Genomic DNA, 1,049 nt, shown 5'->3' with positions numbered 1-1,049 from the left:
CCCGCAGCCAAAGGTTTGCCGTCAGGCAGGAAGTAAGCGGCGGTTTGCGGATAACGTTGCAAGGGTTCCAAATTTTGTTCGATGGATTTCGCCATACGCGGAGAAACGGCAAAACCTTGTTCCGCCAAAGTAATCGGTTTCTCAAACAAACTTGCCCAGGGCAATTTGCCGTAACGCTTGTGGACATCTTCGAGCAGCTTTGGAATCCCCGGCACACCGACCGAACGGCCGCCGACTACCGCTTTCATAAAGCCCATCGGTTTGCCGTTTTCGTCCAAGAAAAGTTCCGGTGTTGCCGCTTTCGGCGCTGTTTCTCGGGCATCAAACGTCGTCAGCTTTTTCGCCTTATTGTCCCAATACACCAAAAACGCACCGCCGCCCAATCCGGAAGATTGCGGCTCAACCAGTCCCAAAGTTGTCTGCATGGCAATCATCGCATCTATCGCACTGCCGCCGCGCTTCAAAATTTCATAACCAGCTTCAGTTGCCAGCGGATTGGCAGACGCCGCCATATAATGCTTGGCGCGGATTAATTTCTGCTCCGTGAGCCCTGTTCCTTGCTCCGGCGCATGATTGTCCACAGATACGGAGGGCAGGGCAACTTGAGGCTTTTGAACCGGCTGTTGCGCACAAGCGGCCAAAATCAAAACGGATAACAAATTAATACTAAAGGAAAACTTCATATGCACACCTTATTGAAATATTTTCAGACGGCCTTTTCCCAGCTTAAATAAAAGGAAATATGAAAATAGCTTGAAATAAAAAACCATTTGACTATTTCTCTAGTCAATCAGTTCCAATCGGAGAAGTATAAAACAAGCTAAGATTGTGCACAGGCAAAAAGTTACCCACAGAATGGAGCAGCAGGAAAATTTTATCCACATCTGCAAACAAGGCCAACCTTACTTTATCCTCATCAAAAAATATCAGCTAAGTATTTGAAAATTTGTTGTAATAAAAGTTATCAACAAGCTGTGGCAGCACTCAATATCATCTTCTATTTATTATTTAAAATCTAATTTATAGTTTGTTTTCCCAAAGGCAAAGGC

1 protein-coding gene is annotated in these 1,049 nt (G+C 45.3%); it reads right to left on the bottom strand.

Going from position 1 to position 1,049, the window contains the following annotated elements:
• The coding region (locus ACTHS3_RS14350) for a gamma-glutamyltransferase (protein WP_440368289.1) at positions 1–683 on the bottom strand (683 nt) is incomplete at its 3' end.
• Between the last annotated feature and the right edge of the window lie 366 nt (positions 684–1,049).

The organism is Neisseria sp. P0009.S007 (genome assembly GCF_051962515.1).
The sequence above is the reverse complement of the archived record's forward strand: the minus strand, read 5'-3'. Positions and strand labels throughout refer to the sequence as shown.